The 25,784-nt window shown below is 70.4% G+C and carries 25 protein-coding genes and 1 riboswitch; of the genes, 13 read left to right on the top strand and 12 right to left on the bottom strand.

Going from position 1 to position 25,784, the window contains the following annotated elements:
* Nucleotides 1-22 precede the first annotated feature (22 nt).
* Nucleotides 23-1,696: a sulfatase family protein gene (locus tag Q5696_RS07535; protein ID WP_305094577.1), complete on the top strand. Its 1,674-nt coding sequence runs from the start codon at nt 23-25 to the stop codon at nt 1,694-1,696.
* Between the two features lie 9 nt (nt 1,697-1,705).
* Here Q5696_RS07535 and Q5696_RS07530 read toward each other — a convergent pair whose 3' ends face one another.
* Nucleotides 1,706-2,695 (bottom strand): linear amide C-N hydrolase, encoded by a 990-nt coding sequence (locus tag Q5696_RS07530; RefSeq protein WP_305094576.1) that lies wholly within the window; start codon nt 2,693-2,695, stop codon nt 1,706-1,708.
* Between the two features lie 120 nt (nt 2,696-2,815).
* Nucleotides 2,816-2,882, top strand: a riboswitch (cobalamin riboswitch).
* A gap of 121 nt (nt 2,883-3,003) precedes the next feature.
* On the opposite strand from Q5696_RS07530, the gene Q5696_RS07525 reads away from it, so the two are divergent.
* Genes Q5696_RS07525 through Q5696_RS07510 form a run of 4 tightly spaced genes read left to right on the top strand, consistent with a single transcriptional unit; the run spans nt 3,004 to nt 6,934 of the window.
* The gene (locus Q5696_RS07525) at nt 3,004-4,020 is read left to right on the top strand and encodes an ABC transporter substrate-binding protein (protein ID WP_305094575.1); all 1,017 of its coding nucleotides are present in this window, start codon (nt 3,004-3,006) and stop codon (nt 4,018-4,020) included.
* Nucleotides 4,021-4,026: 6 nt separating this feature from the next.
* A complete protein-coding gene (locus Q5696_RS07520; protein ID WP_305094574.1) occupies nt 4,027-5,181 on the top strand; it encodes a FecCD family ABC transporter permease in 1,155 nt (384 codons plus the stop codon).
* The gene (locus Q5696_RS07515) at nt 5,178-5,963 is read left to right on the top strand and encodes an ABC transporter ATP-binding protein (RefSeq protein WP_305094573.1); all 786 of its coding nucleotides are present in this window, start codon (nt 5,178-5,180) and stop codon (nt 5,961-5,963) included. The genes Q5696_RS07520 and Q5696_RS07515 overlap by 4 nt, the downstream gene beginning before the upstream one ends.
* 17 nt (nt 5,964-5,980) lie before the next feature.
* A complete protein-coding gene (locus tag Q5696_RS07510) occupies nt 5,981-6,934 on the top strand; it encodes an LLM class flavin-dependent oxidoreductase (protein ID WP_305094572.1) in 954 nt (317 codons plus the stop codon).
* A 1-nt stretch (nt 6,935) separates the two neighbouring features.
* On the opposite strand, the gene Q5696_RS07505 is transcribed toward Q5696_RS07510, so the two are convergent.
* A complete protein-coding gene (locus Q5696_RS07505; protein WP_305094571.1) occupies nt 6,936-8,285 on the bottom strand; it encodes an alpha/beta fold hydrolase in 1,350 nt (449 codons plus the stop codon).
* A complete protein-coding gene (locus Q5696_RS07500) occupies nt 8,282-9,061 on the bottom strand; it encodes a helix-turn-helix domain-containing protein (protein ID WP_305094570.1) in 780 nt (259 codons plus the stop codon). Before Q5696_RS07500 ends, Q5696_RS07505 begins: the two co-directional genes overlap by 4 nt.
* 128 nt (nt 9,062-9,189) lie before the next feature.
* Here Q5696_RS07500 and Q5696_RS07495 point away from each other — a divergent pair, with 128 nt between their 5' ends.
* A complete protein-coding gene (locus Q5696_RS07495) occupies nt 9,190-9,555 on the top strand; it encodes a nuclear transport factor 2 family protein (RefSeq protein ID WP_305094569.1) in 366 nt (121 codons plus the stop codon).
* 57 nt (nt 9,556-9,612) lie between these two features.
* On the opposite strand, the gene Q5696_RS07490 is transcribed toward Q5696_RS07495, so the two are convergent.
* Genes Q5696_RS07490 through Q5696_RS07480 form a run of 3 tightly spaced genes read right to left on the bottom strand, consistent with a single transcriptional unit; the run spans nt 9,613 to nt 13,724 of the window.
* Entirely contained in the window at nt 9,613-10,110 is a 498-nt protein-coding gene (locus Q5696_RS07490; protein WP_305094568.1) for an SRPBCC family protein, read from the bottom strand.
* 54 nt (nt 10,111-10,164) lie between these two features.
* Nucleotides 10,165-10,917: an SWIM zinc finger family protein gene (locus tag Q5696_RS07485; protein WP_305094567.1), complete on the bottom strand. Its 753-nt coding sequence runs from the start codon at nt 10,915-10,917 to the stop codon at nt 10,165-10,167.
* On the bottom strand, nt 10,914-13,724 hold the full coding sequence (locus Q5696_RS07480; RefSeq protein WP_514131060.1) for a DEAD/DEAH box helicase: 2,811 nt from the start codon (nt 13,722-13,724) through the stop codon (nt 10,914-10,916). Before Q5696_RS07480 ends, Q5696_RS07485 begins: the two co-directional genes overlap by 4 nt.
* Nucleotides 13,725-13,813: 89 nt before the next feature.
* Here Q5696_RS07480 and Q5696_RS07475 point away from each other — a divergent pair, with 89 nt between their 5' ends.
* Nucleotides 13,814-14,131, top strand: coding sequence for a hypothetical protein (locus tag Q5696_RS07475; RefSeq protein ID WP_305094565.1), 318 nt, complete (start codon nt 13,814-13,816; stop codon nt 14,129-14,131).
* A gap of 1 nt (nt 14,132) precedes the next feature.
* Here the strand turns inward: Q5696_RS07475 and Q5696_RS07470 are convergent, their stop codons facing one another.
* On the bottom strand, nt 14,133-15,275 hold the full coding sequence (locus tag Q5696_RS07470; RefSeq protein WP_305094564.1) for an alpha/beta hydrolase: 1,143 nt from the start codon (nt 15,273-15,275) through the stop codon (nt 14,133-14,135).
* A 137-nt stretch (nt 15,276-15,412) separates the two neighbouring features.
* On the opposite strand from Q5696_RS07470, the gene Q5696_RS07465 reads away from it, so the two are divergent.
* The gene (locus Q5696_RS07465; RefSeq protein ID WP_370654910.1) at nt 15,413-16,195 is read left to right on the top strand and encodes a shikimate 5-dehydrogenase; all 783 of its coding nucleotides are present in this window, start codon (nt 15,413-15,415) and stop codon (nt 16,193-16,195) included.
* A 1-nt stretch (nt 16,196) separates the two neighbouring features.
* Entirely contained in the window at nt 16,197-16,616 is a 420-nt protein-coding gene (locus tag Q5696_RS07460) for an acyl-CoA thioesterase (protein WP_305094562.1), read from the top strand.
* Nucleotides 16,617-16,619: 3 nt separating this feature from the next.
* On the opposite strand, the gene Q5696_RS07455 is transcribed toward Q5696_RS07460, so the two are convergent.
* On the bottom strand, nt 16,620-17,657 hold the full coding sequence (locus tag Q5696_RS07455) for a phosphotransferase family protein (RefSeq protein ID WP_305094561.1): 1,038 nt from the start codon (nt 17,655-17,657) through the stop codon (nt 16,620-16,622).
* 92 nt (nt 17,658-17,749) lie between these two features.
* Nucleotides 17,750-18,220, bottom strand: coding sequence for an Lrp/AsnC family transcriptional regulator (locus tag Q5696_RS07450; RefSeq protein ID WP_305094560.1), 471 nt, complete (start codon nt 18,218-18,220; stop codon nt 17,750-17,752).
* Nucleotides 18,221-18,355: 135 nt separating this feature from the next.
* On the opposite strand from Q5696_RS07450, the gene pdhA reads away from it, so the two are divergent.
* From pdhA to Q5696_RS07430, 4 genes are all read left to right on the top strand, one after another.
* Nucleotides 18,356-19,447 carry a pyruvate dehydrogenase (acetyl-transferring) E1 component subunit alpha gene (gene pdhA / locus Q5696_RS07445; protein WP_305094559.1) on the top strand — a complete coding sequence of 364 codons (1,092 nt, stop codon included), beginning with the start codon at nt 18,356-18,358 and terminating at the stop codon, nt 19,445-19,447.
* Nucleotides 19,444-20,421, top strand: a complete 978-nt coding sequence (locus Q5696_RS07440) for an alpha-ketoacid dehydrogenase subunit beta (protein ID WP_305094558.1) — start codon at nt 19,444-19,446, stop codon at nt 20,419-20,421. Before pdhA ends, Q5696_RS07440 begins: the two co-directional genes overlap by 4 nt.
* Nucleotides 20,418-21,476 carry a dihydrolipoamide acetyltransferase family protein gene (locus Q5696_RS07435; protein WP_305094557.1) on the top strand — a complete coding sequence of 353 codons (1,059 nt, stop codon included), beginning with the start codon at nt 20,418-20,420 and terminating at the stop codon, nt 21,474-21,476. The genes Q5696_RS07440 and Q5696_RS07435 overlap by 4 nt, the downstream gene beginning before the upstream one ends.
* A gap of 185 nt (nt 21,477-21,661) precedes the next feature.
* Entirely contained in the window at nt 21,662-22,765 is a 1,104-nt protein-coding gene (locus Q5696_RS07430; protein ID WP_370654909.1) for an MFS transporter, read from the top strand.
* Nucleotides 22,766-22,835: 70 nt separating this feature from the next.
* Here the strand turns inward: Q5696_RS07430 and Q5696_RS07425 are convergent, their stop codons facing one another.
* From Q5696_RS07425 to Q5696_RS07415, 3 genes are read right to left on the bottom strand one after another with little or no spacing between them, the layout of a single operon-like run.
* Complete coding sequence (locus Q5696_RS07425) at nt 22,836-24,260, bottom strand: NAD(P)(+) transhydrogenase (Re/Si-specific) subunit beta (RefSeq protein WP_305094555.1); 1,425 nt, start codon at nt 24,258-24,260, stop codon at nt 22,836-22,838.
* The gene (locus tag Q5696_RS07420) at nt 24,260-24,592 is read right to left on the bottom strand and encodes an NAD(P) transhydrogenase subunit alpha part 2 (RefSeq protein WP_305094554.1); all 333 of its coding nucleotides are present in this window, start codon (nt 24,590-24,592) and stop codon (nt 24,260-24,262) included. The genes Q5696_RS07425 and Q5696_RS07420 overlap by 1 nt, the downstream gene beginning before the upstream one ends.
* Nucleotides 24,593-25,708 (bottom strand): Re/Si-specific NAD(P)(+) transhydrogenase subunit alpha, encoded by a 1,116-nt coding sequence (locus Q5696_RS07415; protein ID WP_305094553.1) that lies wholly within the window; start codon nt 25,706-25,708, stop codon nt 24,593-24,595.
* Between the last annotated feature and the right edge of the window lie 76 nt (nt 25,709-25,784).

Here is a 25,784-nt window from a genome sequence, read left to right as displayed (position 1 = left end):
GGTTCGTCGGCCACAATGGCGCATGGACTCTCCCCGGGCGATCCCCGCATCAGCCGGCCCCCACCTCGACCGTCGCAGCTTCCTCGGCGGTGCCGGCGCCCTCCTCGCGGCCGGAATCGCCGCCTCGGCCACCGGGACCGCCTTCGTCGCCCCGCGTCCCGCCCGGGCCGACGCCCCCACCCTGCCGCAGCGGCCGAACATCGTCGTGCTGATCACCGATCAGGAACGACTGCCGATGTTCTGGCCGCAGGGGTGGGCCGAGCAGAATCTGCCCAATCGCACGCGCCTGGCCGACACCGGACTGTCGTTCGACAACGCGTTCTGCAATGCCGCGATGTGCTCGCCGAGTCGCAGCACGTTCTTCACCGGCCTGTATCCCGCACAGCACGGGGTGACCGCGACGCTCACCGAAGGTGGCACGCTCTCGCCCACGGAACCGACTCTGCCGCTGGGTATTCAGAACATGGCGAAGCTGCTCGACTCGGCCGGGTACGACGTGCAGTACCGCGGAAAGTGGCACATGAGCAAGGGTGCGGGCGGCGGTGACCCGTCGAGCGACGACCTCGCCGCGTACGGCTTCCACGGCTGGGTGCCGCCCGAGGCGGGTCAGGACACCGATCCCGACAACTTCGGGGGCGGCTGCGCCAACCACGACGCCCGCTACGCCGCGGAGGCCGTCGACTTCCTCGACGGGCTCGACCCGGCCGACGACCGGCCGTTCGCGCTGATCGTGTCGTTCGTCAACCCGCACGACGTGCTCGCCTATCCGCAGACGTGGGACGCGATCAACGGCACGTGCGACAACTACGGCTCCGACGCCCCCGACATGTTCGGGCAGGGCATCGAACTGCCTCCGACGTACGACGAGTCCCTGCTGCTCGGGTTCAAACCCTCCGCGCAGGTGCAGTCGCAGGCCCTGCTCGCCGGCGGACTGGGTCCCCTGCCCGGACCGGACGCCGCCCGCAACTACGTCAACTTCTACGCCTACATGTACAAGGTGGTCGACGAGCATCTCGGTGCGGTGCTCGATGCTCTCGAATCACGTCCCGGCCGAAGGGAATCCACGGTCGTGATCCGGATGTCCGACCACGGGGAGATGGGGATGTCGCACGGCGGGCTGCGGCAGAAGGTGTTCAACGCCTACGAGGAAACCCTGCGGGTGCCGCTCGTGATCAGCAACCCGGTGCTGTTTCCGCAGCCGGTGCACACCGGTGCGCTCGCCACCCTGATCGACGTCGTGCCGACCCTCGCGTCCCTCGCGCACGTCCCGGATCCGGGGGCGTGGGACTTCCGCGGCGTCGACCTGATGCCGGTCGTCGCCGATGCCGCTGCGCACCCGACGGCCCCGACCGCGACGGTGCAGGACGTCGTGCACTTCACGTACGACGATCAGAACTGCGCCACCCCGGACGGGCAGGACATCGTCACCCAGCCGAACCACATGCGCACGATCCGTGACGACCGCTGGAAGTACTCGGTCTACTTCGACCCGTCCGGGGTGACGCCGCCGCAGTTCGAGATGTACGACCTGCACAGCGATCCTCTCGAACTGCACAATCGCGCGAATCCGCTGAACCTGACGTGGTTCGATCCGGTCCAGGCGGGGCGCATGCACGCGACACTGTTCGACGTCATGGAGCGGTGCGGAACGACCCCCACGCACGGCCTCGATCCGGTGCCGCCGGGCAGTGCGTGAGGGTCCCCGTCAGCTACCGAGTTCGAGGAACCGCAGCGGTTCGGTCTCCACGAACCGGCTCGTGACGTTGCCGCCGAGCCCGCCCTCGAGTCCGGTGTCGCCGAGCAGGTCGAGGGTGCGTGCCGGTGCACCCTCCCGGAAGTCCAGGCCGGTGAGCTCGACCCACAGCACGTTGGGCCGGGTGGTCGACGCGAACACGTACCGCCTGCCGGTCAGGTCCGCGACGGTCTGCCACAGGGTCTGTGACGCATACGGCTTGCCCGGGTCGGGGACGCGGAACGGCTGGGCGGCGTTGCGGACGACGCTGAACATGCCCGCGATCGCCTCGACAGCACTCCCCGGTTCGGGGAGCCGGTCGGCGTAGTAGGCGGCCCGCGCGAACCGGTCCGACGCCAGTGTCGTCCCGGGCAGCGGCTCGCTCCCGCCGAAACCGTCGATCCGGGACAGCAATTCGAGCTGCTTGTCGTAGGTCGGGGAGTTCGTCATCACCCGATAGCGGCGGTCGTGCCACACCGTGACCTTGCCGTCGAGATACTCGACGATCGCCGAATCCCCGGTCGCGTCGTCGAGGGCGAGGTGCACCGCGGGAACCTCCCCGGTGGCGGGATCACCGAGCGGCACCACCTGGACGTCGGTCTCCTGGATCCATGCCGCCGCGTCGGCGACGGTCGCGAAGTTGTCCAGGAAGTACTGCAGCCACACCGCCATGCTCAGTGCCGGCCGGGACGGGTCGTAGGTGCCGTACTCCGATTCGGTGAGCCAGAGGATGTGCCCCGCGAGCCCGGCCTCGTTCATCCCGTCGACGGTCATCAGATCGAACGCGGCCGCCACCACACTGCCGTACCGGGCCGTCCACCGCAGTCCCCCACCGACACCGTCGGTGCGCGAGATCCCCCGCGGCAGCGACCACAGGTTGGTCCCGGTGTCGCGGTGATAGTCCATGTTGCGGCCGACGTACACCGCACCGGTAGCGTCCTGCCAGACGACTCGAGTACACATGACCCACCTCTTCGGCTCGATCAGATTGGCGTGCAGTCATTCTCGTCGAGCATACGGGCACCGGCAGCGGTCTCGCCCGATCAGCCGGAATCGTCTGTTAGCCTCGTGGCCGAACCTGAGGGGAATCCGGTCCGAATCCGGAACTGTCCCGCAACCGTGGGCGGCGCGAGCCGCAAGTCGGAGTACCTGAGGCTCGTGACTCACCCAGCGCATCGTTCTCGAGGATTGGAACGGGCGGCGACGACCCGACCCGTCGGGACGATCGCGGTTCCTTCGTGTCCTCGTGGCGCATCAGCAGCGAGGACCGCATGAAGCTCGAACACACCACTTCCGTCGTCACCCGGCTGGCCGCTGCCACCGCGGCGCTGCTCGCGCTCACCGCGTGCGGCAGTCCCGTCACCGACTCGTCCGCGTCCGCGGAAGAAACGACCGGCACCGGGACGTCCTACCCGCTGACCGTCGAGACCTGTGGTGTCACACAGACCTTCGACCGCGCCCCCGAGCGGGCCGTGACACTCACCTCCACCGCGACCGAGGCGATGCTGGAACTCGGGCTCGAGGACAAGATGGTCGGCACCGCCTACCTGGGCAACCGCGAGATCGGGCCGCAGTACGCGAACGCCTACGGCCGGATTCCGGTGCTGGCGGCGAAGCAACCCAGCATGGAGCAGCTCCTCGCCGTCGACCCCGACTTCGTGTATTCCGGATACCCGGACGGGTTTTCGGAGAGCACGGGCCACACCCGCGCCCAGTTGCAGGACCTCGGGGTCCGCACCCATCTGAGCCCGGCCGGCTGCACCGACGTGCCCAAGACTCTCGCCGACATGCCCGACGAACTCCGCACCATCGGGAAGATCTTCGACGTCGACGACGCCGCGGACGCGGCCGTCGAGAAGTTCGAGGCCACCGTCGCGAAGGTCACCGACACCGTCGCGGGCGCGGAGGCACCGAAGGTGTTCCTCTACAACTCCGGCAAGGACGCGCCGCAGACGATCGGCGGCTGGGCGTACGCGTCGGCCATGATCGACGCCGCCGGCGGCCGGAACATCCTCGCCGACGAACCCCTGCGCTGGGGCAAGGTGTCGTGGGAGCAGGTCGCCGCGGCAGACCCCGACATCATCCTGATCTACGACTACCTCGACCCCAGCGTCGAATCGAAGATCGCGACGCTGAAGGACGTTCCCGCCCTCGCCGGCACCTCCGCGATCCGGAACGACCGGTTCGCGGTGATCAGCCTGTCGCTGGCCCAGCCGGGACCGCGATCCGCCGAGGGCATCGAGGAACTCGCGCGACAGTTCCATCCCGAGCTCTACCCGGCCGGGTAGTTCCCGATGCCGTCCCCGCTCACGACGTCCGCCGACCGGCGAAGCGACCTGATCGCGCAGCTGCGGACCCCGGCGCACCGGGCGACCGTGCCGGACGGGCCGGACGGGCCTGCCGCGGGTGGCCCGACCACCCGACGGCTCACCGTGATCGTCGCCGGGCTGTCGGTTCTGCTCGTCGCTACCGCAGGCCTCGCACTGTCGATCGGTTCGGTCCACATCCCGGTGTCCCAGGCATGGGGTGTGGTCGGCCACCGACTGTTCCCGTCCGGATGGATCGAACCGACCTGGAGCCCGGTCACCGACCGGATCATCGCCGACGTGCGCCTGCCCCGGGTGTTCCTGGCCGCCGTCGCGGGAGCGAGCCTGACCGTCGTCGGCACGATCGTGCAGGCCGTCATGCGCAACCCGCTCGCCGGTCCGACGACACTCGGGGTCTCGGCCGGAGCCGCGACGGGCGCCGTGATCGTGATGCGGTTCGGGCTGATCACCCTGGGCGCCGTCACCCTGAACGTCGCCGCGTTCCTCGGCGCGCTGCTGACCCTGACCGTCGTACTGGGCGTCGCCCGGTACGGCGGACGGGTGTCCGCGACGACGCTGGTCCTCACCGGCATGGCGATCGGCGCCGTCCTCTCGGCAGTCACCAGTTTCCTCGTCCTCACCTCCGACGATCGCGCACTGGCCTCGCAGGTTCTGTTCTGGACGCTCGGCGGCTTCGGCTCCGCTCAGTGGAAGATCCTCCCGATCCCCGCGGCCGTGCTCCTGGTCTGCGTGGCCTACGCGCTCACCCAGTCCCGCAACCTCAACCTGCTGCTGACCGGGGAGGAGAGCGCGACGTCGCTGGGGCTGGACGTGAACCGGTTCCGGCAGCGGATGTTCGTGCTGTCGGCCGCCATGATCGGGGTCGTCGTCGCGGTGTGCGGCGTCATCGGGTTCGTCGGTCTCGTCATGCCCCACATCACCCGACTCCTGGTGGGCGCCGACCACCGCCGCTGCCTGCCGGTCGGAATGCTCCTCGGCGCGATCTTCACGATCGGCGCCGACCTGCTCGCGCGAACCGTGATCTCGCCGGAGGAGATCCCCGTCGGCATCGTCACCGCCCTCGTCGGCGGGCCGTTCTTCCTGTACCTGTTGCGCCGCAACAACAAGGCGGCACTGCGATGACGACACCGGACCGGATCGTCCCGGCCCCGGTCGAGACGACGGGCGTCACCGTCGAGATCGGCGGCCGCACCCTCGTGGACGGGGTGAGCATCGTCGCCGAACCCGGTTCCGTCGTCGGTGTTCTCGGACCGAACGGCAGCGGCAAGTCGACGTTCCTGCGGACGATCTTCCGGTCGCTCCGACCGGACGCCGGGCACGTCCGACTCGACGGCACCGACGTGTGGGCGGAGTCGGTGAAGTGGAGCGCGCGGCAGACGGCCGTCGTGCTCCAGGAGACGCCGTCGGACTTTCCACTGACCTGCGCCGAGATCGTCCGTATGGGACGCACCGCCCACAAGCGCCTGCTCGACGCCGACACCGCCGCCGACGCCGCGCTCTGCGCCGCGGCAATGGAGCTGGCGGAGGTCACGCACCTCGCGGACCGGGTGTTCTCGCACCTGTCCGGCGGCGAACGTCAACGAGTGCTCATCGCCCGGGCCCTCGTCCAGCAGCCGCGGGTACTGATCATGGACGAGCCGACCAACCACCTCGACCTGCACCACCAGCTGTCGCTGCTCGACCTGACCACCCGGTTGGACACGACGGTGATCGTGGCACTGCACGATCTCGGGCTCGCCGCCCGATTCTGCGACACGGTGGTCCTGCTCGACGGCGGACGTGTCGTCGCCCAGGGCGCCCCCGCCGACGTGTTCACCGTGGAACGGATCCGCGACGTCTACCGCGTCGACGTGCAGATCATCGAGCATCCCACCACCGGCCGACCGCACGTACTGCTGTGCTGACCGAGAAGGACACACCGATGAGATTCGGGATCATCACCCATGTCGTGGGCGACGCGGACAGCCGCACCGTGCTCCGCGAGACGATCGAGCTGGCGCAGATCGCGGAGGAGTCGGGATTCACGTCGTTCTGGGTCGCGCAGCACCACTTCGGATCCCACCGCGGGCACGCACCGTCACCGCTCGTGCTGCTCGCCGCGATCGCCCGGGACACCGACCGGATCGCACTGGGGACGGCCGTGGTCGCCGGGGCACTCGAGAATCCGGTCCGGTTGGCCGAGGACGCGGCGACGGTCGACGCGATCAGCGGTGGCCGCCTGCAGTTGGGTCTCGGTGCCGGCGCGGATCCCACGGCGAGCCGCGTGTTCGGTGTCGCCCACGAGGACCGGCACCGGGCTCTGCGGGAGCATCTGCACCTGCTGTGCGCGGAACTCGACGGCGACCGGCTGTGCCCCGGCGCCGCCGGCCTGCGGGAGAGGTTGTGGCTCGCAACCGGTTCCGACGACGGATACGCGCTGGCGACCGAACTGCGGACGGGGGTGCTCGCCGGGCGGCGGGCCTCCCCGAACCTCGAGGAGGATCGCGCGACGGCGGCCCGGATGGCGACGTTCCGGGAGCAGGCGCGGGGGGACAGTCCTCGAATCGGGTTGTCCCGTGCGGTGTTCTGCGCCGACGACTACGCATCGGCGCGGTCGGCCCTCGCCCCCGGCATCGACCGGTGGATCCACCACGACGCCCCGCCCGGCCGCTTCCCCGACGGCTACACCGTCGACGACTACCTGGCCGCCCGGCACATCTTCGCCGGCAGCCCCGCCGACGTGCGCCGGCACTTCCACTACGACCCCTGCACGCGGCACGTGACCGACGTGCTCGCCAACGTCCCCCAGGTGCACCCCGACTTCACCGACAACGCCCGCAGCATCCGCACGTTCGGGGCCCGGATCATTCGCGGCGGCCTGTTCGACGGCCGGTGAATCAGTCCGGGCTGCAGTCGCTCTCGGCAAGGTCCCCGGCGCTCAGGAACACCGTCACCAGCCATCCGCACGACGATCCGACGGTGGAGCCGTGCACCCCGTCCTCGATCGTGAGCAGTCGTCCCCCCATCGCGGCGTGCGCGTCGAGTGCCCACGGGTACGGGGTGACCATCTCGTCGCGGTGGCCGACGATCAGCAGATCGGTGCCGGTGTCCGCGACCGCGGTGGCCTCCCCCCGCAACGGCCACCCGCTGCACAGACTGACTCCGGCGACATCCGAGTCGGCGGGGAACTCGATGCGCCGCACCGGGTCCCGCCCCAGTTCGGCGCCGATCGCCCGGTTCTGCGCGAGCTGGTCCACGGCATCCCCCACCGGATCGAGGCTGTTGCAGATGTAGGCGACGCCCGCGGTGCCGTCGACCGCGTGGTCCAGGAAGTCGAGGGTGTCCGGATCCAACGGCACGTCGTGGTCGCCGGGCTCCGGCGGCTCACCCGGCGGCACGTCCGGGTCGTCGGGGGCCGGGCCGTCACCGCTCCCGGAACCCAGATCGCTCGGTTCCGGAACGAGCTCCGGTGGTGCGTCCGGGTCGGCCGCCGCGAGAGTCGCCAGGGCGTCCGCGGCGGACGTGCCGGTGTAGTCCATGCTGTCGAGCACCACCCGCCGCAGATGCTGCGGGAACCGGGTCTGCAGTTCGGCACCGAGCACCGTGCCCCACGACACCCCCAGGTAGTCGATGGTGCCGAGTCCGAGCCGCTGCCGCACGGCGTCGAGATCGCGGGCCGTGTTCGCGATGGTGATCGACGCGACGAACGCCGGATCCGTGTCGACGCACGCACGGTTCGCGTCCGCGATCTCGTCCGCGTACGCGAGCAGACTGTCGTCGTCACGGGTGTCCGGGGCGTCGGGTTCGTCGCAGTCGAGGGACGTCGAGTAGCCGGTGCCGCGCAGATCGACACCGACGACGGTCTCCCGCAGTCCGAGATCCGACGCCACCGTGGCCGCCATGCTGCGCCCCTCCACCCCCGGACCGCCGGGGTTGACGAACAAGGCCGGCTCGGCGGGATCGGACACCGTGGGATCGGTGCCCGCGACGCGGCTCACTGCCAGCTCGATACGCCGACCACCCGGATCGGTGTAGTCGAGGGGCACGTCCACCGACGCGCACTGCAGCCGGTCCACCACCCTCGTGTCGACACCCAGGTCGGTGACGTACGCCGCGAGGTCCGGGCACGGCCCCCACACCACCGCCGAGTCGTCGCCGGAACGCCCGCAGCCGGTCAGTGTCGCCGCCCCCAGCAGGACCGCGGCCACCAGCGCGGCCGGCCCCGCCGGCCCCGCCGTCCGCGTCACGGCGTCTCGTCGGCGAGATACTGCGCGGTGGCGGCATCGGCCGGAAAGAACGTTTCGATCGCAAGTTCGGACACCGCGACATCGAGCGGGGTCCCGAACACCGTCGTCGTGCTCAGGAACGCCAGGTCCCGCCCGTCCACCCGCACCCGCAGCGGCACCACCAGGGCCGGGCCCACCGAGGCCGGTGCCGTCCCGCCCGGATAGCCGGCGAGCTCGTCGCGCAGACACCGCAGCAGGTCGTCGCCGGTCGCGTCGATCTGATGGTCCAGCCGGTGCAGCACGTGCGCCCGCCACTGCGGCAGATTCGTGATGCGCGGCGCCATCCCGTCCGGGTGCAGGCTCAGACGCAGCACGTTGACCGGCGGCTCCAACAGTGCAGGGGCGACGCCGGCGGTCAGCAGCGCCACCGTCTCGTTGGCGTCGACGAGCGTCCAGTGCCGGTCCACGACCAACGCCGGATTCGGGGCGTGCGCCGCCAGGATCGTGCCGATCGCGTCCGCGACGACCGCCATCGGCACATCCGACAACTCGTGCTCCGGGTAGGCGGGCGCGAACCCGGCCGCCAACAGCAGCGCATTACGGCCGCGCAGCGGAATGTCGAGGTGCTCCCCGAGCCGCAGCAGCATCGCCCGCGTCGGCTGCGCCCGCCCCGTCTCGAGGAAACTCACGTGCCGCGTCGACACGTCGGCACGGGACGCCAGATCCAGCTGTGTCATCCGGCGGTGACCCCGCCACCACCGGATCTGGTCCCCCACCGGCTGCTGCGCCTGCGTCATGTCGTCGACTCTAGGACGCGCCGGGAACGGGTTCCATTACCTGCAAGGTAATCGACCGAACGACCCCACCCGGCGCAGGCTCGTCCACGAAGGCCGCACCGGGCGGCCGAACTCGAAAGGGGCTCACCGTGAACGACCTCGACACCACGATCCGGAACTACCTGGACACCTGGAACGAGACCGACTCCGGCAAGCGCGCCGCCCTGGTCGAGGACCTGTGGGCGCGGGACGGGCGTTACGTCGACCCGATGGGCAGCGCCGAGGGGCCCGCCGCGGTCAGTGCCCTCATCGGGGCGGTACAGGAACAGTTCGAAGGCATGCGGTTCGAACTGGCCGGCGACATCGACGCCCACCACGACCAGGCGCGGTTCACGTGGGCACTCGGCCCGGTCGGCGCGGAGCCCCTCGTCATCGGATTCGACGTCCTCGAATGCGACCCGGACGGCCGGGTGCGGACGGTTCTCGGTTTCCTCGACAAGGTTCCCACCGTCTGACCCGTCCCGACACGGAACGGGTAGTCCGCCGCCCGGCCCGGGCCGGGCGGCGTCCCGTCAGACGCGGGAATCGACGAGTTGCGTGAGCATCGCCAGGTTGGCCGTCATGCCCTGACGCCACACCGACATGCGGTGGGCAACGATGGCCGCCTCCTGCTCGGGATGCTGTTCGACGAACGCCGTCAGCGGCGACCGCCCGGTCCCGATCTTGCCCCACTGCCGCACCGTCGCCCCGTCACCGTCCGGATCGACCTCGAAACCCCACACCGCGAACGGGGCGTCCGACTCACCCACCTGCCACACCCAGCGCCGGCCGTCCTCGACCTCGACGATCTCGGAATCGGTGTGCCAGTCACCCATCGCCTCGTTGGAATTGTGGCCCCGGAACCGGGCACCGACCGCGACCCCCGTCGCCCCGTCCAGCCACTCGACCCGCTGCAACTCCCCGGCCGCACGCGTGGGCAGGGAGATGTCGGTGACCAACGCCCACGCCTGCTCCGGGCTGCAGCCCAGACGCGTGGAGACCTCGACGGTGGGGGTGTCGCGCAAACGCATGGCGCTCCTTGTGAATTCGAGTCGATACCGGACAGCGGAAACCTGTGCCCGATGCTAGCGCCGCCGGAATCCGCTGCCCAGTGCGCGGTAGCACTCGTCGAGATCGCGCAGCGCGGCAATCACCTCCGGCTCCCCCTCGGCGTCCGTCCGCAGCACCGCCCGCAGCAGTGCCGCGTCCAGGTCGTCGGGGGCCGCGGTGAACGGCACCTCCGGCAGATACTCGTAGCGGGCATCGTCCCCGAAATGATCACCGGCATCCACCGCGTCGCCGGCTGCGTTGTCCGGGTCGGCTGCCTCGTTCGGGGAACCGCCGATCTCCCGGATCACGGTGTCGAGGTCGATGCCGCGCAGGACGAGCAGCGTCGTGGGATCGCGGTCGACGTGTTCGGTGAGCACGTGTGCGAGCGCCGCCACGTGCCGGCACGGCCACCCACTGTCGGGGCACGTGCAGTCGAAGTCGAGTTCGCGGGCCCCGTCGGGCAACAGCATCGGGGCGAGTGCCTGCGGCACCGTCCCGGACACCAGGGCGGCGAGCGCGCCGGGGGTGGAGCGGACCGTGTCGAGGAGTTCGGCGGTGTGGGCGGCGTCGAGAGTGCGCAGCGTGAGCGTCGCGGTGAACGGCGCGAGCTGGCTGCCCTGCACGTCGGCGACGACCCGGCCCGCCGCGACGTCGAGCGCGAGGACCCGGCCGCCCCGCGCATACGTGCGGCCGCGGGCGATCCGCCCCGGATCACCGACCCGGTCGAGGACGTCCAGCAACGCCCGTCCCCACCCACTACGCGGAGAACCGGTGCGGAACCCGGTCATTCGCCGACCGCCTCGTCACCGAGGGTCAGCAGGTCGTGCAGCTGGTCGGTGTTCATCTCGGTGATCCACCGCTCCCCCGTGCCGATCGCGAGATCCGCGAGCTCCTGCTTGTTCGTGATCATCGCGTCGATCCGTTCCTCGAGCGTGCCGACACACACCAGTTTGCGGACCTGCACGTCGCGGCGCTGCCCGATGCGGAACGCCCGGTCGGTGGCCTGGTTCTCCACCGCCGGGTTCCACCACCGGTCCAGGTGCACCACATGGTTGGCGGCGGTGAGGTTCAGGCCGGTGCCGCCCGCCTTGAGGGACAGCAGCATCAGCGGCGGCCCGTCGTCGCTCTGGAACTCCTCGACCATCCGGTCCCGGCGGGCCTTCGTCACACCGCCGTGCAGGAACGGCACCGCCACCCCGAACCGGTCGGCGAGATACGGGGCGACGAGCTCCCCGAACTCCCGGAACTGGGTGAACAGCAGCGCGCGTTCCCCGTCCGCGGTGACCGCGTCGAGGACGTCCTCGACGAGCGCGAGCTTGCCGGACCGGTGCCGGCCGCGGCGCAGCACCGGCGACCCGTCGCCGAGGAAGTGCGCGGGATGATTGCACACCTGTTTGAGGCGGGTCAGCGCGGACAGCACCGCCCCCTTGCGGGCCATGCCCTCGGTGTCCTTGATCTTCTTCAGCATGTCGTCGACCACCGCCCGGTACAGCGCGGCCTGCTCCACGGTGAGGTTCGCCCGCACCGTCATCTCCTGCTTGTCCGGCAGATCGGCGATGACCGTGGGATCGGTCTTGACGCGCCGCAGCACGAACGGCGACGTCACCGCCCGCAGCCGGGTGACCGCGGCCGCATCCTGATCCCGCTCGATCGGCACCGCGAACCGGGCCCGGAACGCCTGTGGGCTGCCGAGCATGCCGCGGTTGGCGAAGTCGAGGATCGACCGCAACTCGTCGAGCCGGTTCTCCACCGGGGTGCCGGTGAGCGCGATCCGGTGCGCGGCCGGGACGCTGCGGGCCGCCCGGGCCTGCGCGGTCGCGGCGTTCTTCACGTGCTGCGCCTCGTCGAGGACCACCCGACGCCACGACTGTTCCGACAGCGCCGCCACGTCGCGGGCGAGCAGGGCGTACGTGGTGATCACCAGATCCGCGGACCGCACCGCGGCGGTGAACCGGTCGCCGCGGCTGCGGTCGGCGCCGTGGTGGACGTGCACTCGCAGATCCGGCACGAACCGGGCCGCCTCCCGCTGCCAGTTGCCGACCACCGACATCGGGCACACCAACAGGGTGGGGGTGTCGGCGCGTTCGTGCGCGAGCAGCGCCAGCACCTGCAGCGTCTTGCCGAGCCCCATGTCGTCGGCGAGGACGGCCCCGAGCCCGGCGCCGCTCATGAACGCCAGCCAGTCCAGTCCCCGCTGCTGGTAGGGCCGCAGCTCGGCGTGCAGCCCGGCAGGTGTGGGCACGGGCTCGGGGTCGAGGCTGCCGTCGAGGAGGGTGCCCACCCAGCCGGTGGCGGTGATCTCCTCGACCGGCACCGGCGGCCGGTCCGCCTCGGTCAGCTGGGCGAGCAGGTCCGCGAGCGTGCCTCGGATCCCCGAATTACGCTGCGCCACATATCGTGCCGCCTGCGCGAGGACGGTGGCGTCGGCTTGCACCCACTGGCCGCGCAACTGGACGAGGTCGCTCTGGGTACCGGCGAGGCGGGCCAGTTCGTCGGCGGTGAGAACGACGTCACCGAGCGCGAGTTCCCAGTCGTAGCCGACGATCTCACTCATCCCGACGGCGCGCTGCTCGTCCGCGGCGGGCACCGGCGGCGACGTCACCCGCACCCGCAGGGTCGGCGCTGCCGCCGTCCAGGCCCGCGGCAGCAGCAGTGTGATCCCGGCCTGCTCGAGCGCCCGCGCCCCGTGGCTCACCAGGTCGATGACGACGGCGGTGGGCAACAGCAGATCCAGGCTGTCCGGGTCGGTGGGCAGATCCCGCAACCGCGGATACGCGACGTGCGCGGCGCCCAGCTTGCGGACGGCGGTCTCGACGAGCCGGGGGTCGGTGCGGTGCAACGGAATCGGTGACGGCGGCTCCCCCTCGGCGCGCAGGCACACCTGCAGCCGCCACAGGGCGTCGTCAGCGAGAGCCGTGGGATCCACCTCGTCGCCGGTCTCCGGTTCCAGGAGCCGCAGCACCAGCTCGGGTTCGCCGGCGGTGAGGGTGCCGCGCCACTCGTCGAGACGCTGCGCGAGCCGTCGGCTACCGCCCTCGTGCGGCTGCCCGCGCAGCAGGGCCCGCAGCAGCGGATGCCCGCTGTCCCGGTCCCCGAGCAGGTCCCGGACGACGGCGTCGGTGATCTCGCCGACCAGATCGTCGAGGATCTCGCGCGGCGCCCCCTCGCAGCGCTGCACCGGTGGCATCGCCCCCGCCAGTTCCGCGAGCCACGCCCGCTGCGGCTCGCCACCGACCAGCCGCCACCGCGGCCACCAATGGTCCTCCGCCCGGAACAACTCGGGCACGACACGTCCGGCACGCGCCCACCGCTCGACCCCGCGCATCACGTGCGCGAGATACCGCAGGTCCCCGGAGACACCGGGAGACGAATCGGGCACAGCCGACAGGACGTCGACCGCCTCGGCGGGAGCGAGCGCGAGGACCGGTACCCGCAGCGGTTCGGTGCCCACCGCCGCCGGCACGTGCACCGTGTGATGTCGGCGGAACCGGCGGCGCAGCACACGCGCGAGCGGCTCGGGAAGATCGGGCAGCTCCGATTCCGGGTCCCGCCACAACAGCAGACCCGCACCCGGAGACCACAGCCCGTGCAGCACGACCCCCATGCTGCCAGGGGGCACCGACAGGCCTGGAACTCGGCTCGTGACCGGACCATACTGGGCGGAGGTGGAAAGCGGGTTCCCCGATGACGATCATGATTCAGGTCTTCGAACAGGTGTATTCGCCCACGACGCCGTGGCAGCAGCGCAAGGTCGCGTTCGTCGATGCCGACCACATCGTCGCGATGCGCCTCGACGGCAATTCCGGGGTGTGGCTCGATGTCACCAAGCACGGGGAGGCGCACCGGCTGGCGACTGCTCCGACCCCGGAGGACGCGATCTTCTTCCTGTTACAGATGTTCGACACCGTCGCCGCGTGCCGGCGCAACGGCGGTTCGTGGCTCGTCGGGCACGACGGTACGGATCCCGGCAGTATCCGGGCCACGAAGTTTCCGCACGCGTGAGCTATTCCAGCACCCGCCCCGCGAAGTCGACGGCGGCCGGCATCGACGCCATGAGCGAACCCGTGTGGTCCTCGGTGACCAGCTGCTGGTACTCGTAGCGGACGCCGTGGGCGTCCATGTCGGCCAGTTGCGCCCACGTCAGCGGGATCGGGACGGTGGTGTCGGCGAGGCTGTGCACCACCCGCAGCGGCCGGTCGAACCCGGACGTCGGGGCCGTCAGCATCTGCTGCAGGACGGCGCGCACGTCGTCGTTCCACAGAGTGTCGGTGAACAGTTCCCCGATCGTGACGGGATGTGCGCGCAGATACTGCCCGAGTTCGACACTGCACGTGACCTTCGCGCGTTCCATCAGGTCGATCCCGGCCGGGGTGAGATAGCGGCGGATGTCCACCTCGGGACGCTGATCGTCGATTCCGGCGAGGGTGAACAGGGAGAAGTTCACCAGCCCCGGCATCGGCAGCGGCGGGACCGCCGGCCCGGCGAGGGGGAACAGATTCTCGAGATGGGTGGGCGCCCCGACGGTGACGGCGCCGCGGTAGTCGAGATCGGGTGCCCGGTCCGTCGCCTCCGCCGCCGCGAAGTAGGTGGCGTGCCCGCCCTGCGACAGGCCCGTGACGATCCACCGGTCGCTCAGGACGTCCCCGTACGCCCGGCGGGCGGCGGTGACGATGTCGACGGCGTTGGCTCCGGCCGCGGGGCCGTCGAGGTAGGCGTTGACGCCGTCGGTGCCGATGCCCGCGTAGTCGGTGGCGACGACGGCGTACCCGGCGTCCAGCCACGCCTCGACCGCGGGACGCTCGACGTAGTTGAAGCCGGTGGTCGACGGCGCGCACCGGTCCGCGATGCCGACGGTGCCGTGCGCGTACGACACCATCGGCCAGCCCCCGGCCGGCGCCGGCCCGTGCGGCAGGAACACCGATCCGGTGGACTCGCCGGCCGCGGTGGCCGTCCGCAGTGTCGCGTACCGGAGGCGGGCGCTCGCACCGGCCGCGGCGGGCACCGAGGCCGGGTCGAGGGGCGACCGCTCGAGCAGGGTGCCGGCGGGGGTCGGGGGCGACGCGGCGGCGGGAACGGCCTGGACGGGGAGGAGAACGGCCGCGAGGGCGGTGCAGGCAACGGTCGCGGCACGGAGGCGGACGCGCATCGTCCCATTGTCGGCGCCGGGGACCGGCCGCGGAGGCGAATCGGCTGCACCGGTCCACATCGTCCGGCACCGCCGGTTAGCGTGGACGGGTGAGCCGCACGATCACCGGAAGCATCACCCGCGACACCCGCCTGTGTATGTCCCTGTCGGGCCGCCCCAGCAACATCGGCACCCGGTTCCACAACTATCTGTACGACGAACTGGGCCTCGACTTCGTGTACAAGGCGTTCACCACGACGGATCTGCCGGCGGCGATCGCCGCGATCCGCGCCCTCGGGATCCGCGGGTGCGGGGTGTCGATGCCGTTCAAGGAGGCGTGCATCGAGCACGTCGACGTGATGCACCCGTCGGCGTCGGCGATCGACTCGGTCAACACGATCGTCAACGAGGACGGCGAACTGCACGCCTACAACACCGACTATCAGGCCGTCGCCGACCTGCTGCGTCGCGCCCACCTCGATCCGGAGACGACAGTCGCGGTCGCCGGCAGCGGCGGCATGGCGAAGGCCGTCGTCGCGGCACTGCGGGACGGCGGGTTCGGGGACGTCACCGTCGTCGCCCGCAATCGCGACGCCGGACCGGCACTGGCCGGGACGTACGGGTTCGGGTGGCGTCCCGAGCTCGACGACCATCGACCGGGCCTGCTCGTCAACGCCACCCCGATCGGCATGGCCGGCGGTCCCGACGCCGACCGGATGCCGTTCCCCGCCGACGCGGTGGCAGCCGCCCACACGGTGTTCGACGTGGTCGCGATGCCGCCGGACACGCCGCTGATCCGCACCGCCGAGGCACACGGGAAGACGGTGATCACCGGCGCCGAAGTGATCGCCCTGCAGGCCGCCGAACAGTTCGTCCTCTACACGGGGGTGCGACCCACCGCCGAGCAGATCCGGCGGGCGTCCGCGTTCTCGAGGTCGTGACATGAGCGAACCCCGCGCCGAAGCGTTCCCGGCCCTGTGGCCGGTGCCGACCCGATGGTCCGACGACGCCACCGCGTACGCCGAGTACTTCGCGACCGCGGTGGGCGGCTGGCTCATGGCCAGTACCGGCCTCGACGTCCGCACCCTGCCCGCGATCGCCGTCGTCGCCGAGAGTTCGTGCCGGTTCGTCCGGGAGATCGGCTTCCCCGATCAACTGCACGTGGGACTGTCCGTCGACCGTCTCGACGACGACCGCGTCGGATACGCGCTCGCGATCTTCCGGGAGGACCCCGACGGCGACCTCGAACTCGCCGCCACCGGACGCCTCGTCCACCGGTATATCGATCCGGACACCCGAGGTCCGGAACCGGTTCCGCCGGAGATCCGCAGCGCCGCGCACCTGCTCGTCGAACCGGTGTGACGGTCAGCCCAGCCCCACCCTGTCGGCGGTCGTGACCGCGCGGCGCACGATCGCGTCGATCAGCTCCGGGGTCGGCCGGCCGTGTTCGGCCGTGTTGCGGGGGTCGTCGGTGGTGCGCCGCACGACACCCTCGGCGATGATCGCGAGTTTCCACAGCGCCAGCACGTGCCAGAAGCCGACCGCGGACACGTCGCGTTTGGTTTCGTGGACGTACATCTCGACCAGTTCGTCGCGGGTCGGGAAGCCGTCGAGGGTCGACGCCCGGAACTGTGGTGTCGCGGACTCGCCGTGCTGCGGCCAGTAGGCGAGCAGACCACCGAGGTCGGCGAGCGGGTCGCCGAGCGTGCACAGTTCCCAGTCGAGGACGGCGACGACCCGGCCGTCGGTGTCCGCGGTGATGACGTTGCTGAGATGGAAATCCCCGTGCACGAGAGTGGTTTCGGTCTGTTCGGGGATGTTGCGGGACAACCGCTCGGCCAGGACCGCGATATCGGGCCGGTCGTGCGTCTTCGATTTCTCCCACTGTGTCGACCAGCGTTTGAGCTGCCGCTCCGCGTACGGGGCGGTGCTCGCCAGGTCGAGCAGGCCGGCGCTCTCGAGGTCCACCCGATGCACGGTCGCCAGAGCCTGCGGTAGTCCCGCTCCGATCGCCCTCCGCCGTTCCGGAGTGAGCCGCTGCGCCACCGACACGTCGTCGACGACGACGCCGTCCACGAAACTCGTCAACGCCAGCGGTGCATCGGTGACCTCCGGATCGGTGGTGATGCCGAGAACCTTCGGCACCGGCACCCCGGTCCCCTGCAGCGCGGCCAGGATGCGGTATTCGCGTTCGATGTCGTGCGCCGAGTCGAGCAGCCGGCCCACCGGGGGCCGGCGCAGCACCCACCGGCCGCCACCCGAATCCCGCACCGCGAACGTGAGATTCGATTGGCCGTTACCGATCCGCTCGTACGACAGCGGCGCGAGCGCACCGACACCGAGACCGGCGATCCACGCCGTGACCGCGTTCTCGTCGAGACCCACCAGATCAACACTGACCACTCCGCATCACTCCCGCGCTGTGTCGTGTACCCCCTGTGCCCGTCCGACGATGCTATCCGCCCCGACACACCGGTGCAGGGGTAATCGGAGCGTCATCGTCCGGCGATGCGTGCGAGCAACGGCGCGGTCCGCGGCCCGACGAGTTCCCGCATCACGAGCGCCATGTTGGTGCGCTCGACACCCGGGATCTTGAGGATCTGCCCGGCGAGGCGATACAGGTCGTCGGCGTCGGTCGCCACGATCTTCACGGACAGGTCGGTCAGCCCGGTCATGCCGTACACCTCCACGACCTCGGGTATCCCGGCCAGGGCGTCCACGACGTCGTCGAGGCGGTGCTGGTCGACGACGGTCGCGACGTACGCGGAGAGGGGGTAGCCGAGGGCCCGTGGGGCGACGAGCCGGTCGAACCCGGACAGCACCTCCGCCCGGTCCCATCGGGCGAGCCGCGCCTGAACGGTGTTGCGGGACAATCCGAGTCGATGGGCGAGTTCCACACCCGTGGCCCGCGGGTTGCGGGACAGTTCGAGCAACAGTCGGGCGTCGGTGGCGTCGAGAGTGGTCATCTTTCGCAGTGTGCCCGGGTTTCGGGGCACAGGATTGGGCATTGTGCGAAATCGTGACCGTCGCACTTGCGCACATCGCCGAATCGCGGATGCTGTGAAGTAGAGCACACATACCGGACTCGGTGAGGTGACCCCATGACCGACAAGGCAACGTTCCCGGTGCAGCTCGTCCAACCCGACGGACGACGCGTCCACCGCCCCGACCGGTCTCCGCTCGTGTCCGACATCGGCCCGCAGCAGCTCGCCGGCCTGTACGAGGACATGGTCGTCGCCCGCCGCATCGACACCGAGGCAACGGCACTGCAGCGGCAGGGACAGCTCGGGATCTGGGCGCCACTGCTGGGCCAGGAGGCCGCGCAAGTGGGTTCGGCGCGGGCACTGCACCCGGACGACTACGTGTTCACCAGCTACCGCGAGCACGCCGTCGCCTACTGCCGCGGCGTCGACCCGGCCGCGATGCCCAGAATGTGGCGTGGCTGCGGATATTCGGGCTGGGATCCGGCGTCCGTGAACATGACGAATCCGGCGATCGTGGTGGGCACGCAGGGCCTGCACGCCACCGGGTACGCGCTCGGGGCGCGGCTGGACGGCGCCGAGATCGCGACGGTCGTCTACTTCGGGGACGGCGCCACCAGCCAGGGCGACCTGTCCGAGGCACTGGTGTTCGCGACCAGCTTCGACGTGCCCGTCGTGTTCTTCTGCCAGAACAACCAGTGGGCGATCAGCGAACCCGTGCACGTACAGAGCCCGCACCCGATTGCGGCCCGCGCCGCCGGGTTCGGGATGCCCGCAGTCCAGGTGGACGGCAACGACGTCCTCGCCGTTCTCGCCGTCACCCGGCAGGCCGTGCAGCGGGCCCGTGACGGTGGTGGGCCGTCGTTCGTCGAGGCCATCACGTGCCGGATGGGCCCGCACACCACGTCCGACGACCCCACCCGCTACCGGACCGCCACCGACACCGCGGTGTGGGCGGCCCGGGATCCGATCGACCGCATGCGGCGACTGCTCGAACGGGAGAACGTGTGGGACGACGCCCTCGCCGAGCGGGTCCGTACGCGCGCCGACGACGTCGCCGCCCGGCTCCGGGAGAGCACGCTGACGATGCCCGATCCGGGACCGGACGCACTGTTCGAGCACGTCTACGCCACCCCCCATCCCCTGATCGACGAGGAACGCGCCGGCTACCGCGTCTACCTCGACGGGTTCACCGAGGAGGTCGGATCATGACCGTCACGACACTCGGCGGCGCACTCAACGCGGGCCTGCGCCGCGCACTCGAGGACGACCCGAAGGTGGTGCTGATGGGCGAGGACGTCGGCACCCTCGGCGGCGTCTTCCGCATCACCGACACCCTGCAGAAGGACTTCGGTCCGGCCCGGGTGATGGACACCCCGCTCGCCGAATCCGGCATCGTGGGAACGGCATTCGGGCTCGCGCTGCGCGGCTACCGGCCGGTGTGCGAAATCCAGTTCGACGGATTCGTCTATCCCGCGTTCGATCAGATCGTCTCCCAGGTCGCCAAGATCCACTACCGCACCGACGGCCGGGTGACGATGCCGATGACGATCCGTATCCCGTACGGCGGCGGAATCGGTGCCGTCGAACATCATTCGGAGTCGCCGGAAGCGTACTTCGCGCACACCGCAGGCCTGCGGGTCGTCACCCCCGCCACCCCGGCGGACGCGTACGCGATGATCCGGCAGGCGATCGCCCTCGACGACCCGGTCGTGTTCCTCGAACCGAAACGCCGCTACTGGGACCGCGGCGAAGTGGACACCGACGCCGCCCCGGATCTGCCGCTCGACCGGGCCCGGGTGGCCCGTCCCGGCTCCGACGCCACCCTCGTCGCGTACGGGCCGACGGTCGCGACGGCACTGCAGGCCGCCGACATCGCCGCCGACGAGGGCACCTCCCTCGAGGTGATCGACCTGCGGTCGCTGGCCCCGATCGACTTCGACACCGTCGAAGCATCGGTGCGGCGCACCGGCCGGCTCGTCGTCGCCCACGAGGCGTCCGTGTTCCTCGGACTCGGCGCCGAGATCGCCGCCCGGGTGTCGCAGCACTGCTTCTACCAGCTCACCGCGCCCGTGCAGCGGGTCGGCGGCTTCGACATCCCCTACCCGCCGGCCCGGCTCGAGAAGCATCATCTCCCCGACGCGGACCGGATCCTCGCCGCCGTCGACGAGGTGATCGCGGCATGAGTACCACCGAGAACACCGTCGCCGACTTCCGGCTCCCCGACCTCGGGGAGGGCCTCACCGAGGCCGAACTCGTGTCGTGGTCGGTGGCCGTCGGCGACACCGTCACACTGAACCAGCCGATCGGCGAGGTCGAGACCGCCAAGGCCCTCGTCGAACTGCCGTCCCCGTACGCCGGAACGGTCCGCGAACTGCTCGCCCGACCCGGCGACACGGTGCCCGTCGGGGCAGTACTGATCCGCATCGAGACAGCCGGAGACGGGTCCGCCCCGGCACCGGACACCGTCCTCGTCGGCTACGGACCGACCGCACCGGCCCCCAGCCGGCGACGCCGCCGCCCCACCGCCGCACCCCGGACCGCACGCGACCGCACCCCCGTCCACGGGGTACGACGCCGGACCGCGGCCGCGATGGTCGCCAGCGCCACCGTCCCCCAGGTCACCGAATTCCTCACCGTCGACGTCACCGAGACCACGACCCTGCTGACCCGGCTACGCACCGCCCCCGCCTTCGCGGACCTGCACCTCACCCCGCTCACCCTGGTCGCGAAAGCACTGCTGCTGGTCCTGCCGGAACATCCGGCACTGAACGCGTCGTGGGACGAACACACCCAGGAAATCGTCACCCACCACACCGTGAACCTAGGCATCGCGACCGCCACCGACCGCGGACTGCTCGTCCCCAACATCAAGAACGCCGGAACCCTGGCCCTGCCCGACCTGTGCCGCGCCCTCACCGACCTCACCGACACCACCCGCACCGGACACGCCACCACCACCGACCTCACCGGCGGCACCGTCACCGTCACCAACATCGGCGTCTACGGCATCGACACCGGCACTCCCCTGCTCAACCCCGGCGAAGCCGCCATCCTCGCCCTCGGCGCGATCACCCGCCGCCCCTGGGTGGTCGGCGACCAGATCGTGGCCCGCGACGTGACGACACTGGCCGTCACCGTCGACCACCGCCTCGTCGACGGCGAACAAGCCTCCCGATTCCTCGCCGACCTCGCAGCCGTGCTCACCGACCCCGTGCCGGCACTGGTTGCGCACGCCTGAAACAGCTGAAGGGTTCCTTCATGCGCTGGGAGCGTCCGAAGGGCCCCTTCAGCTGGCACGGGTGAACGGCGCGCAGCTTCGGTACAAAGGTGGGCGTGCCTCCCCAGTCCGCACCGTCTCCCTCCTTGCGCCGGGCCCGTGCCGCGATCTTCGGGGTGTTCGGGGTCAACGGTTTCCTGCTCGCGATGTGGGTGGTCCACATTCCGGCGATCGAGGAGCGCACGGGCATCGCGCATTCGACGCTGGGGTCGTTGCTGCTGTTGCTGGCGGCCGGCGCGATCGCAGGCATGCAGGTGTCGGGGCCGCTCGCGGACCGGTTCGGGAGCCGCCGGATGGTCGCACTGAGCGGGACCCTGCTGTCCGTCTCGGTGATCGGCCCGGGTCTGGCGTCGTCGGCGTGGCAGTTGGGGGCGGCGCTGGCGGTGTTCGGGTTCGGCAACGGCGCACTCGACGTGGCGATGAACGCGCAGGCGGTGGTGGCCGAGCAGGCGTACCGCCGTCCGATCATGTCGGCGTTCCACGGCATGTTCTCGATCGGTGGTGTCGTCGGATCGTTGGTCGGTGCGGCGACGCTCGCGGCCGGGTGGTCGCCGTCGGTCGCTCTCGCCGGGTCAGCAGTGCTCGGAGTCGTGGCGGTCGCGGTGTGCACGACGCGGCTGCTGTCGGCGCCGGCACGGCACACCCCCGGCGTTCACGACGCGCCCGGGCGGGGCCGGTTCTCGCGGCGGGTCCTCACGTTGGGTGTGCTCGCGTTCGCGTTGATGCTCGCCGAGGGCGTCGCGAACGACTGGAGCGCCCTGCAGGTCACGGACCGCCTGGACACGTCCGGTGCGGTGGCCGCGCTCGCGTTCGGTGCGTTCTCGCTGACGATGACGGTGGGCCGGTTCACCGCCGACCGGGTGAGTGCCGCGCTCGGGCCGGTCGCGGTGGTGCGCTACGGAACCCTGATCGCCGCGGCCGGAATGCTGCTGGTCGTCGTGTCGGGATGGCTGCCGACGACCCTGACCGGGTGGGCGCTGTTCGGGCTCGGCCTGTCCGGATGTGTGCCGCAGATCTTCACCGCCGCCGGCAACCTCGACGGCGCGGCCGGCGCGAACATGTCCCGTGTCGTCGGCATGGGCTACATCGGGTTCCTGGCCGGTCCGGCAACCATCGGCTGGCTCACGCAACTGGTTCCGCTCACCGCGGCCATGGTCGTCCCCCTCGTGTGTGCGCTCGCGGCGGCCCGATTCGCGGGCGTCCTGCAGGTGCCGTCGGCCCGCTCGGTGCCGGTCCCCGGCAACAGCTGAAGGGACCCTTCGTTCGCCTGAGGCGTACGAAGGGTCCCTTCAGCTGGAAAGAGGCGGGAACCGCGAGCGACTACAGCGCCTTGAGTTCCTCGGTGACCTCGGAAACCATCTTCTTGGCGTCACCGAACAGCATGGACGTGCCGTCCGCGGTGAACAGCGGGTTGTCGATGCCGGCGTAGCCCGAGGACATCGAGCGCTTGAGCACGATGACCGACTTGGACTGGTCGACGTTGAGGATCGGCATGCCGTAGATCGGCGAGCTCGAATCGTTGCGTGCGGCCGGGTTGGTGACGTCGTTGGCGCCGATGACGACGGTGACGTCGGTGCGAGCGAACTCGCCGTTGATGTCGTCCATTTCCTTCATCGCGTCGTACGCGACGTCGGCCTCGGCGAGCAGGACGTTCATGTGTCCGGGCATGCGGCCGGCGACGGGGTGGATGGCGTACTTGACCTCGACGCCCTTCTCCTCGAGCAGGGCCGCCATTTCCTTGACCGCGTGCTGGGCCTGCGCGACGGCGAGACCGTAGCCGGGGACGACGATGACCTGGTTGGCGTACGCCATCTGGATCGCCGCATCCGATGCGGAGGTGGCCTTCACGGTGCCGCCCGAAGCAGAACCGCCCGCTCCGCCGGCGTCGCCGCCGCCGAAGGAGCCGAAGATGATCGCCGGGATCGACCGGTTCATGGCCTTGGCCATGAGGTTGGTGAGGATCGAGCCGGACGCGCCGACGATCATGCCGGCGACGATCATCGCCTGGTTGTTGAGTGCGAGACCGGCGGCCGCGGCGGACAGACCGGTGAGCGCGTTGAGCAGCGAGATGACGACGGGCATGTCGGCGCCACCGATCGGCAGCACCACGAACAGGCCCATCACACCGGCCGCGATCAGCAGGCCGACGATCAGCCACGTCGACTGCGGGTCGCCGTCGGCGCCGAGACCGATGTAGACGGCCAGGCCGACCGACACCACTGCGAGGATCATGTTCGCGATCTGGAACAGCTTCGCCGAGGCGACGACCTTCTTCTCGAAGTTCTTGTTCAGCAGCTCCTGCAGCTTCGCGAACGCCACCAGCGAGCCCCAGAAGGAGACCGAGCCGATGATCGCCGCGAACAGCGAGCCGATGATGAACGGCGACGAGGGGACCGCGTCGACGGTGGTGAATCCGTCGGAGTCGAGGAACTCGGCCCATGCGATCAGCGCGACGGTGCCGCCACCGACGCCGTTGAACAGTGCGACGAGCTGCGGCATCGCGGTCATCTTGGTGCGCAGGGCCGGCGGGACGCCGAGCACGATACCGACGATCAGGCCGCCTGCGATGAGGAGCCAGTTGTCGGTGTCACGGACGTCGATGAGGACGGCGACGACGGCGACGAACATACCGATCGCGGCGATGTAGTTGCCGCGCACCGCGGTCTTCGGGCCCGTCAGACCGGACAGGCCGTAGATGAACATCGCGAACGCGACGATGTAGAGGATCGTGACGAGGTAGCTCATCAGGCGTCAGCCCCCTTCTTCTCGGCCGCCGCCTTGGCGTCCTTCTTGGGCTTGAACATCGCGAGCATGCGGTCGGTGACCACGAAGCCACCGACGACGTTCAGGGTGCCGAACACCAGCGCGACGAACAGAATGATCTTGATCGACCAGGGGGCGTCACCGGGCAGGTGCCCGAGCACGACCAGGGCGCCGAGCACGACGATGCCGTGGATGGCGTTGGTGCCCGACATCAGCGGCGTGTGCAGCGTGTTCGGCACCTTGGAGATGACGGCGAAACCCACGAACCCGGAGAGGACCAGGATCGCGATGTTCGCCAGCAATTCGGTGTACATCTAGGAGTTCTCCTTCGAGCGGGTCACGCACGCGCCGTCGAGGATCTCGTCGGAGAAGTCGGGCGCGAGGGCGCCGTTCTCGTCGAGCATCAACTCGATCAGGGCCGAGACGTTCTTGGAGTACAGCTCGGACGCATGCTCGGGCATGGTGGCCGGCAGGTTCAGCGGGCTGCAGATCGTCACACCGTGCTTGACGGCGGTCTGTCCGGGCTCGGTGAGCTCGCAGTTGCCACCGGTCTCGCCGGCGAGGTCGACGATCACCGAGCCGGGCTTCATGCCCTCGACGGCGGCGGCGGTCACCAGGCGCGGCGCGGGGCGACCCGGCACCAGTGCGGTGGTGATGACGACGTCGAAGCCCTTGATGGCATCCTCGAGCGCCTGCTGCTGCTGCGCCCGCTCCGCCTCGGTGAGCTCGCGGGCGTAGCCGCCCTCACCGGCGGCGTCGATGCCGAGGTCGAGCCACTGCGCGCCGACGGAGGTGACCTGGTCGGCGACCTCGGGACGCACGTCGTAGCCGGTGGTGCGGCCACCGAGACGCTTCGCGGTGGCGAGGGCCTGCAGGCCGGCGACACCGACACCGAGGACCAGCACGGTCGCCGGCTTGACGGTGCCGGCGGCGGTGGTGAGCATCGGGAAGAAGCGCGTGGACTCCGACGCGGCAACGAGGACGGCCTTGTAGCCGGACACGTTGGCCTGCGACGACAGCGCGTCCATGACCTGGGCGCGGGAGATACGCGGGATCGCCTCGACGGCGAACGCCTGCACGCCCGCGGCGCCCAGTGCGCCGATCTTGTTGTCGGCGTTGCGGGGGGCGAGGAAGCCGATCAGCGTCTGCCCTGCACGGAGCTTGGCGATCTCCTCGTCCGACGGCGGGGCGACCTTGACGACGACGTCGGCGGCCCACGCGTCACCGATGGTGGCGCCGGCCTCCTTGTACAACTCGTCGGGAATCAGGGCGCCCAGTCCGGCCCCGGACTCGACGACGACGTCGACGCCCTTGGCGGACAGTGTTGCCGCAACCTTCGGCACGAGGGCCACCCGTCGCTCGCCGTCGCTCGTCTCCCGAACGACACCGACCGAGGGGCGCGCCTGAGCCGCGCTCTTCGATGTATCCAATGTTTCGACTTCCTGCGGTAGATGGTGTGCCTGCCGCGACGGGCGGCAACTATCGAGCGATCGACGGACGATGACC

The organism is Prescottella sp. R16 (assembly GCF_030656875.1).
Lineage (GTDB): Bacteria > Actinomycetota > Actinomycetes > Mycobacteriales > Mycobacteriaceae > Prescottella.
Note: the sequence above shows the minus strand (reverse complement) of the source record. Positions and strands in the feature narration are given on the sequence as shown.